Origin of the sequence: Enterobacter cloacae complex sp. GF14B, from assembly GCF_004136805.1 — a bacterium.
GTDB lineage: Bacteria > Pseudomonadota > Gammaproteobacteria > Enterobacterales > Enterobacteriaceae > Enterobacter > Enterobacter hormaechei_C.
Genome location: NZ_QFRV01000006.1, coordinates 96,522 through 103,194 on the forward strand (window position 1 = coordinate 96,522; position 6,673 = coordinate 103,194).

Here is a 6,673-nt window from a genome sequence, read left to right on the forward strand (position 1 = left end):
ATGGCCGATATCATCGACACAGCAGCAGAGATTGAAGAGCTTCAGCGTAACGCCGCCCTTTCCGCTCACCGAGTGAACCGTAACGACGTATCAGCTGAGCATTGCGCGGAATGCGGTGAGGATATCCCAGCGCCGCGTCGCGCTGCCGTTCCCGGCTGCAAGACCTGTGCGGAGTGCCAATCCGTCATTGAACTGAAGAATAAGCAGAGGGGGATATGATGGATTACAGCAAGTTGACTGACAAAGATATTAATAAGCTTGTGGCATTCGCATTAGGCTGCAAAGAAGTCGTTCCCGATATCTTCATGAGCGATGATCGACGGTACGAATTCGACAAGCCAAAGAATAAATCAGGTAACAAATTCTTCTTCGACCCGTGCAACAACGTAGCGGACGCATGGCCCATCATTGTCGGTCACAAGCTAAGCCTAATCAATGCGGACGACGAGTGGCTTTGCGTTCCTGATGATACCACGGTTGATGGGATCACTGGCGACGATGTTCAGATGATTTATTCCGGCGATGGGCATGTTCATGCCAACCCACTTAGAGCCGCGATGGTCGTATTCCTTACTCTACAGGAGTCAGCCAATGTTCAGGATAATCCAGGCTAATACCTGGTATGCCGATCCCCACGGCGCACCCTGCAAAATCCTCCGCGCTACCCACGAAGTCATCCACTACATCCGCAACGGTCGCACGTGCATCGCCAGCATGGGCCGCTTTCAACACGAATTTGAACCGCTGACCAAAGCACAGGCTGAGCGGATCGCCGAAGAAATAGAAACAGCAGAACACCTGAAGAAGCTGCGCGCCCAGCGTGCGGCATGAGGAGAGAGCGTGAAACCTTACGAATCGAAGAAATCGCAGTTCACCAGAAACCTGATCCGGCGGCGCCACGCTGAATGGTCAGAAAAGACCTTCGGCAATGTCGGCCCCATCGGACCTCTGAAGCACCTTTCGAAAGAGGCGCTGGAAGCTGCTGCCGATCCTAGCGACCTCAGCGAATGGGCTGATATGCAGTTCCTGCTGTGGGACGCACAGCGGCGCGCCGGTATCACCGATGAGCAAATCACCGCGGCGCTGGAAGAAAAGCTAAAGGTGAATATGGCTCGCCAGTGGCCGGAACCGAAAGACGGGGAGCCGCGTCTCCACATCAAACCATGACGCAACTGATAGCCAGTTATGAGCTGGCTATTGGGTGCGAAAGCGCCACCTCGTGATCCCTTTTGCCCGGCACCTCGCCGGGTTCTTTTTTGCCTGGAGAAACCCATGAGCGAAATGACCTTAATCGTGCCCAACGACTGGGTAACCGAAGAAAAGCTCGTCGAGATTACCGGCCTTCGCCCGGGCACTATCGAGCGGGCCCGCAAAAAATGCTGGATGGTAGGACGGGAATACCTTCACGTCTCACCGGACGGTGTGCCGAAGAAAAACAGCGAATGCATGTACAACCGAAAGGCTGTCGACCAGTGGGTTGAGAGCATGTCAAAGAAACAGCCGGGTGCGCGCCAATGAAGATCAGTTTATGCTTATCGGGCTCTTGGACGTCAGGAGGGAATAATGGCTAAGTCAGCATACCCAACAGGCGTGGAGAACCATGGCGGCACGCTCCGCATATGGTTCATCTATAAAGGCAGCCGGGTGCGTGAAAACCTCGGCGTGCCAGATACAACAAAAAACAGAAAGGTCGCTGGCGAGCTGCGCGCGTCGGTGTGCTTTTCGATTAAGACCGGTAACTTCAATTATGCGGCCCAGTTCCCGGACTCAGCTAACCTCAGAAAGTTTGGCGTGGAGAGCAAGGAAATCACCGTGCTGGAGCTGGCTAACAAGTGGCTTGAACTGAAACGCATGGAGATCAGCACCAACGCGATGTCACGTTATACATCTATAACGCGCAATATGGTGCCACGGATCGGCGGGGACAGGCTGGTTTCTGCGGTGACGCAGGAAGACCTGCTGTTTATAAGGAAGGAATTGCTGACCGGTTATCACACCCTGAAGGTCGGGCAGAAAACGCCGGTAAAAGGACGATCAGTCCGTACAGTCAACAACTACATGAAGACCATGAGCGGAATGTTTAAGTTCGCTGCCGACAGCGGGTATGTGAAGGTCAGTCCTTTTAATGGGATCGCCATGCTTAAGCGGTCACGATGCGAGCCTGACCCGCTGACGCGCGATGAGTTTGTCAGGTTGATTAACGCCTGCGCCCACCAGCAACTGAAAAACATGTGGTCTCTTGCCGTCTACACCGGCGTGCGCCACGGAGAACTTGTGTCGCTGGCCTGGGAAGATATCGACCTGAAAGCGGGTACGATGATGATCCGCCGGAACCACACGTTAACGAAGGAGTTCACCCTTCCGAAAACAGAGGCCGGGACGGACCGTATCATCAACCTCATTCAGCCAGCGATCGACGTGCTGAAGAGCCAGGCCGAGTTAACACGCCTGGGTAAGCAGTATCAGGTTGAGGTGAAACTGCGCGAGTATGGCCGTACCGATGTGCATCCATGCACGTTTGTGTTCAACCCGCAGATCGCATCACGTAATGGCCGTGCCGGGCATCATTACGCAGTGGGGTCGATTAACCAGTCGTGGGAAGCGGCAATGCGACGCGCCGGGATTCGCTATCGCAGAGCATACCAGTCCCGGCACACGTATGCATGCTGGTCGTTAGCTGCCGGTGCCAACCCGAACTTCATCGCAAAGCAAATGGGCCACACCGACGCGCAAATGGTTTACCGGGTGTACGGATCCTGGATGGCTGAAAATAACCAGGACCAGGTACTCATCCTCAACCAGAAATTGAGTGAGTTTGCCCCATCCATGCCCCACGCCGTGGGATCGGATGGTTATTAATTATAAATATCATTAGGTTAGATAACCTAAACTTGCATGCCCATGACTTCCTGGTATGCCGACACCAGCTTGTTACGCACCTGCAACCCCATCTGCAATGACACCGACGCTTTTTGCAGATCGGCCATCACATCGTTGAGCGCCACGCCGGGTTCGCCAAGGGTAAATCTCTCAGCCTGGGTACGGGCTGCGTTTTGCTTGTCGCTGATCCGGTCCAGCGCCGCATGCAGTTGACCGGCGAAACTGACGCCCGGCGGCTGGTCAGCCACGCTCTGATTACGGGCGGTCATCGCCGTTGCCTGTAACTGACTGAGTACCCCTTCAATGCCCTGTATAGCCATGACTCTCCCCTGGATGGTTTTTTACGAGGTCAAGACTAACAGCTTGTCAATAAGATAATGGCGGTAAATAGCGTTAAAAAACCAGGTTATTTGACGCATAGAAAATCCCGAATCATCAAATAATGGCAGGGCCATCAGTATGGAACTTTTGTCGTGTTTGCCGACCCGGGAGTCAGTTTTGTTTCTCTACACGAATAACGTAAACCACCAGGATTTAAGAGGTGCGCAATGAGTGCGACAGCAGCATCGACAGCGCCACAGAATAAATCACTCGAGTGGATGAACCGCCTTCGCGCCAACCCTAAGATCCCGTTGATTGTGGCAGGCGCTGCCGCCATTGCGATCGTTGTCGCGATGGTCTTATGGGCAAAAAGCCCGGATTACCGCACGCTCTACAGCAACCTTTCCGACCAGGATGGCGGTGCCATCGTCACCCAGTTAACCCAGATGAACATCCCGTATCGCTTTGCCGATAACGGCGGTGCGCTTGAAGTACCGGCAGATAAAGTGCACGAGCTTCGCCTGCGTCTCGCCCAGCAGGGGCTGCCAAAAGGCGGCGCGGTTGGGTTTGAGCTGCTGGATCAGGAAAAATTCGGCATCAGTCAGTTCAGCGAGCAGGTTAACTACCAGCGCGCGCTGGAAGGTGAGCTGGCCCGTACGATTGAAACCTTAGGCCCGGTGAAAAGTGCCCGTGTGCACCTGGCGATGCCTAAGCCGTCCCTGTTTGTCCGCGAACAAAAGTCCCCTTCTGCCTCTGTGACCGTTAACCTCGAACCTGGCCGTGCGCTGGATGAAGGGCAGATCAGCGCCGTCACGCACCTGGTCTCCAGCGCGGTGGCCGGTCTGCCGCCAGGTAACGTCACGCTGGTGGATCAGAGCGGTCATCTGCTGACGCAGTCCAACACCGCCGGGCGCGATCTCAACGACGCCCAGCTGAAATACGCCGCCGACGTGGAAGGCCGTCTTCAGCGTCGCATTGAAGCGATTCTGGGCCCGGTGGTCGGCAGCAGCAATGTGCACGCGCAGGTCACCGCGCAGATTGATTTCTCGAATAAAGAACAGACCGAAGAGCAGTACGCTCCGAACGGGGATGCCTCCCGCGCCGTGTTACGCTCGCGTCAGATCAATGAGACGGAACAGGTCGGCGGCCAGTATCCTGGCGGTGTGCCGGGCGCGCTCTCTAACCAGCCTGCGCCTGCCAACGCCGCGCCAATCTCCACCCCGCCGGCAAACCCGCAGAACGGTCAGCAAACGAATCAGCAGACGACCTCGACCGCGAACAGTACCGGCCCGCGTAACAGCAGCCGTAACGAAACGACCAACTACGAAGTCGACCGGACCATCCGCCATACCAAACTGAACACGGGCGATATTCAGCGTCTCTCTGTTGCCGTGGTGGTGAACTACAAAACGCTGCCGGACGGTAAACCGCTGCCGCTCACGGCGGAGCAGATGAAGCAGATCGAAGATTTGACCCGCGAAGCGATGGGCTTCTCTGAAAAACGTGGCGATACCCTCAACGTTGTGAACTCACCGTTCAACCCGGTGGATGAGACCGGTGGCGAACTGCCGTTCTGGCAACAGCAGGCGTTCTTCGATCAGCTGATGTCCGCAGGCCGCTGGCTGCTGGTGCTGATTGTCGCGTGGCTGCTGTGGCGTAAGGGCGTTCGTCCTCAGCTACAGCGTCGTGCTGAAGCCGAGAAAGCCGCGCTGGAACAGAAGAACGCGCGTCCGGACGAGGAAGAAGCGGTTGAAGTTCGTCTCAGCAAAGATGAACAGATGCAGCAGCGTCGTGCTAACCAGCGCATGGGCGCAGAGGTGATGAGCCAGCGCATTCGCGAAATGTCAGATAACGATCCGCGCGTCGTCGCGCTGGTCATCCGCGGTTGGATGGGTAACGAACATGAGTAATACGCTTACAGGCACCGATAAGAGCGTCATCCTGCTGATGACCATTGGGGAAGATCGCGCGGCGGAGGTGTTTAAACACCTCTCCCAGCGAGAAGTGCAGATCCTCAGCGCGGCGATGGCCAACGTGCGCCAGATCTCTAACAAGCAGCTGACCGAGGTGCTGGCGGAGTTTGAGCAGGAAGCCGAGCAGTTTGCCGCCCTCAACGTCAACGCCAACGAATACCTGCGCTCCGTGCTGGTTAAGGCGCTGGGCGAAGAGCGCGCCGCCAGCCTGCTGGAAGATATTCTCGAAACGCGCGACACCGCCAGTGGGATCGAAACGCTCAACTTTATGGAGCCGCAAAGCGCCGCCGATCTTATTCGCGACGAGCACCCGCAGATTATCGCCACCATTCTGGTCCACCTCAAACGGGGCCAGGCGGCCGATATTCTGGCGCTGTTCGACGAGCGCCTGCGCCACGACGTGATGCTGCGTATCGCCACCTTCGGCGGCGTCCAGCCAGCCGCGCTGGCGGAGCTGACCGAAGTGCTGAACAACCTGCTCGACGGCCAGAACCTCAAGCGCAGCAAAATGGGCGGCGTGAGAACGGCAGCGGAAATCATCAACCTGATGAAAACGCAGCAGGAAGAGGCGGTTATTACGGCGGTACGCGAGTTCGACGGCGAGCTGGCGCAGAAAATTATCGACGAGATGTTCCTGTTCGAAAACCTGGTCGAAGTGGACGACCGCAGCATCCAGCGCCTGCTCCAGGAGGTGGACTCCGAATCGCTGCTTATCGCCCTCAAAGGCGCCGAGCAGCCGCTGCGCGAGAAGTTCCTGCGCAACATGTCCCAGCGTGCGGCCGATATCCTGCGCGACGACCTGGCCAACCGTGGCCCGGTGCGTCTGTCTCAGGTGGAAAACGAACAGAAAGCGATCCTGCTTATTGTTCGTCGACTGGCCGAAACCGGCGAGATGGTGATTGGCAGCGGAGACGACACCTATGTCTGATGAACTGTCGTGGAAGCGCTGGACGCCTGACGACCTCTCCCCTCCCAGCGCAGAGTTCACCCCTGCCGTTGTGTCGTCCGACGAGGGCGACGCCGGGGCGGGCGAACCCGAGCTGAGTGAAGAGGAACAGCGCGCCCAGTTGCTGGCCCAGATGCAAATGCAGGCGCACGAACAGGGCTTCAATGCAGGGATGAACGAAGGCCGTCAGACCGGGCACGCACAGGGTTATCAGGAAGGGCTGGCGAAAGGTTTAGAGCAGGGCATCGAGCAGGCGCGCCAGCAGCAGGCGCCGCTACATGCCCGCATGCAGCAACTGGTGAGCGAGTTTCAGCACACGCTGGATGCGCTCGACAGCGTGATTGCCGCGCGCCTGATGCAGATGGCACTGGAGGCGGCCCGTCAGGTGATCGGCCAGACGCCGATAGTGGATAACGCCGCGCTGATTAAGCAGATCCAGGGGCTACTCCAGCAGGAGCCGCTGTTCAGCGGCAAACCGCAGCTGCGCGTTCATCCTGATGATTTGCAGCGCGTGGAAGAGAGCCTCGGCGCGACGCTGAGCCTGCACGGCTGG

The 6,673-nt window shown here is 57.3% G+C and carries 9 protein-coding genes and 1 pseudogene; 9 read left to right on the forward strand and 1 reads right to left on the reverse strand.

Translation table 11 applies throughout. The features are described 5' to 3' along the window. The 6 genes and pseudogenes from DD606_RS03845 (at position 1) to DD606_RS03870 (ending at position 2,859) form a co-directional block, all read left to right on the forward strand. On the forward strand, positions 1-219 hold the full coding sequence (locus DD606_RS03845) for a TraR/DksA family transcriptional regulator (protein ID WP_129258240.1): 219 nt from the start codon (positions 1-3) through the stop codon (positions 217-219). Continuing rightward, positions 216-614 carry a phage protein NinX family protein gene (locus DD606_RS03850; RefSeq protein WP_129258242.1) on the forward strand — a complete coding sequence of 133 codons (399 nt, stop codon included), beginning with the start codon at positions 216-218 and terminating at the stop codon, positions 612-614. The genes DD606_RS03845 and DD606_RS03850 overlap by 4 nt, the downstream gene beginning before the upstream one ends. After that, positions 592-831 (forward strand): DUF4222 domain-containing protein, encoded by a 240-nt coding sequence (locus DD606_RS03855; protein WP_129258244.1) that lies wholly within the window; start codon positions 592-594, stop codon positions 829-831. The genes DD606_RS03850 and DD606_RS03855 overlap by 23 nt, the downstream gene beginning before the upstream one ends. Positions 832-876: 45 nt before the next feature. Then, positions 877-1,158 (forward strand): annotated as a pseudogene (locus DD606_RS03860) (DUF550 domain-containing protein); the annotation flags it as partial. Between the two features lie 114 nt (positions 1,159-1,272). Next, a complete protein-coding gene (locus tag DD606_RS03865) occupies positions 1,273-1,518 on the forward strand; it encodes an excisionase family protein (RefSeq protein WP_014070846.1) in 246 nt (81 codons plus the stop codon). A 45-nt stretch (positions 1,519-1,563) separates the two neighbouring features. Continuing rightward, positions 1,564-2,859, forward strand: a complete 1,296-nt coding sequence (locus tag DD606_RS03870; RefSeq protein ID WP_129258248.1) for a site-specific integrase — start codon at positions 1,564-1,566, stop codon at positions 2,857-2,859. Between the two features lie 26 nt (positions 2,860-2,885). Here the strand turns inward: DD606_RS03870 and fliE are convergent, their stop codons facing one another. Continuing rightward, entirely contained in the window at positions 2,886-3,200 is a 315-nt protein-coding gene (fliE, locus tag DD606_RS03875; protein WP_003859612.1) for a flagellar hook-basal body complex protein FliE, read from the reverse strand. Positions 3,201-3,428: 228 nt separating this feature from the next. On the opposite strand from fliE, the gene fliF reads away from it, so the two are divergent. The 3 genes from fliF to DD606_RS03890 all read left to right on the forward strand — a co-directional run. Beyond that, the gene (fliF, locus tag DD606_RS03880) at positions 3,429-5,111 is read left to right on the forward strand and encodes a flagellar basal-body MS-ring/collar protein FliF (RefSeq protein WP_017383346.1); all 1,683 of its coding nucleotides are present in this window, start codon (positions 3,429-3,431) and stop codon (positions 5,109-5,111) included. After that, a complete protein-coding gene (gene fliG / locus DD606_RS03885; protein ID WP_003859608.1) occupies positions 5,104-6,102 on the forward strand; it encodes a flagellar motor switch protein FliG in 999 nt (332 codons plus the stop codon). Before fliF ends, fliG begins: the two co-directional genes overlap by 8 nt. Then, on the forward strand, positions 6,095-6,673 hold a 579-nt coding region (locus tag DD606_RS03890; RefSeq protein ID WP_129258250.1), incomplete at its 3' end, for a flagellar assembly protein FliH. The genes fliG and DD606_RS03890, both read left to right, overlap by 8 nt.

What these genes read in the sequence shown, in the direction of transcription:
- fliG (WP_003859608.1), top strand. Translation starts at nt 5,104, where the DNA reads ATGAGTAATACGCTTACAGGCACCGATAAGAGCGTCATCCTGCTGATG.
- DD606_RS03855 (WP_129258244.1), top strand. Translation starts at nt 592, where the DNA reads ATGTTCAGGATAATCCAGGCTAATACCTGGTATGCCGATCCCCACGGC.
- DD606_RS03865 (WP_014070846.1), top strand. Translation starts at nt 1,273, where the DNA reads ATGAGCGAAATGACCTTAATCGTGCCCAACGACTGGGTAACCGAAGAA.
- DD606_RS03850 (WP_129258242.1), top strand. Translation starts at nt 216, where the DNA reads ATGATGGATTACAGCAAGTTGACTGACAAAGATATTAATAAGCTTGTG.
- DD606_RS03870 (WP_129258248.1), top strand. Translation starts at nt 1,564, where the DNA reads ATGGCTAAGTCAGCATACCCAACAGGCGTGGAGAACCATGGCGGCACG.
- fliE (WP_003859612.1), bottom strand. Translation starts at nt 3,200, where the DNA reads ATGGCTATACAGGGCATTGAAGGGGTACTCAGTCAGTTACAGGCAACG.
- DD606_RS03845 (WP_129258240.1), top strand. Translation starts at nt 1, where the DNA reads ATGGCCGATATCATCGACACAGCAGCAGAGATTGAAGAGCTTCAGCGT.
- fliF (WP_017383346.1), top strand. Translation starts at nt 3,429, where the DNA reads ATGAGTGCGACAGCAGCATCGACAGCGCCACAGAATAAATCACTCGAG.